The 1,347-nt window shown below is 77.8% G+C and carries 2 protein-coding genes; one reads left to right on the forward strand and one right to left on the reverse strand.

All coding sequences use genetic code 11. From position 1 onward, the window contains the following. Positions 1-234 (forward strand): formylglycine-generating enzyme family protein (locus AC08OO_RS22895; protein ID WP_476619062.1); only part of this gene is annotated, 234 nt, incomplete at its 5' end. Between the two features lie 77 nt (positions 235-311). Here the strand turns inward: AC08OO_RS22895 and AC08OO_RS22900 are convergent. After that, the coding region (locus AC08OO_RS22900; protein ID WP_476619063.1) for a hypothetical protein at positions 312-1,347 on the reverse strand (1,036 nt) is incomplete at its 5' end.

Consider the following 1,347-nt stretch of genomic DNA (forward strand, 5'->3'; position numbering starts at 1 on the left):
GACGTGGGCGGCAAACAGCCCAACTCCTGGGGCCTGTACGACATGCTGGGCAACGTGTGGGACTGGTGCTGGGACCTGTACGACACCGAGGTCTACGGCACCTATCGGGTGCTGCGGGGCGGCGGGTGGTTCGACGAGCACTGGAGCTGCCGGGCCTCCGTACGCCGCCGCGGCCACCCGGCCTTCCACCTCGACGACGTGGGGTTCCGCGTCGCGCGTTGCGCCGTGCCCTGACCCACGTCGCATCCGTGCTCACGCACCGGTCCGTGTTGCCCGCCGGACGAGAGCGATCCTGATCAGGTGGGGCCTGATCAGGTGGGGTCGGGGCGGGTGGGGCTGGCGCGCACGGCGCGAAGCTCCGCGGTCAGTTCGTCGACCTGGCGTTCGGCGCGTTCGGCGCGGGCCCGGGCCTCGGCGCGGGCCTCGCCGATCACAGTGAGACGTTCGGCGGCGGCCTGACGTTCGCCGGCCAGGCGTGCCTCGCCCTCGAAGCGGACGCGGTCGAGTTCGGCCGCCGCCTCGGCACGCACCCGCTCTGCCTCGGCTGCCGCGGCGGCTCGGCCCTGGTCGAGCTGCGCCGCCGCCTCGGCACGCACCCGCTCGGCCTCGGCGCGTTCGCGGCGGATGTCCTCGCGCAGGGCGTCGCGTTCGGCGCGTAGCTCGGTGAGGGTGTGCGCGTCGCGTTCGGCGGCGCGCCGGGCCTCCTCCAGCCGCGTCGAGGCCCGCTCCCGGGCGGCGACGGCCTCGTCGATGCGCCGTGCGGCCTCGACGCGGGCCGCCTCGATCTCGGTGGCGGCGCGGGCGGCGGCGGCCTGGACCTGCGCGTCGGCCTCGACGCGGGCCGCCTCGGCGGCGTCGTTGGCCGCGCGGACCGTCTCGGCGGAGTGCTCGACCACCTGCCGCTTGGCCGCCTCGGCGGCGGCCAGGCGGGTCTCGGCGTCCTCCAGGGCGCTCACCGCCTCGCCGGCGACGGCCTCGGCCTCGGCGCGGGCCGTCTCGGCGGCGCGGGCCCGCTGCTCGGCGCGCACGGCACGGGCCACCGCCTCGGCGACCCGTTCGGCGGCTTCGGCCTCGGCCGCCTCGACGGCAGCCTCGACGGCGGTGACGTCGCCGAGGGCGGACATCTGCCGGCTGAAGGCGTCGAGGGTGCAGGTCAGCTCGGCGGCGAGGGCGCGCACCTGAGCGGCGAGGTCCTCGGCGCGCAGCCGACCGGCGGCCAGCGGCAGGGTGGCGAGGTCGGCCCGGGCGGCGGGCGTGCCGGCGGAGTCCGCACCGCCACGCCCGGCGAGCTCACGGCGGCGACGGTAGGCCGCGAGCCGGTTGTGCGCCGGGCGTGGCGGTGCGGAC

The organism is Frankia sp. CeCAU1 (assembly GCF_977971845.1).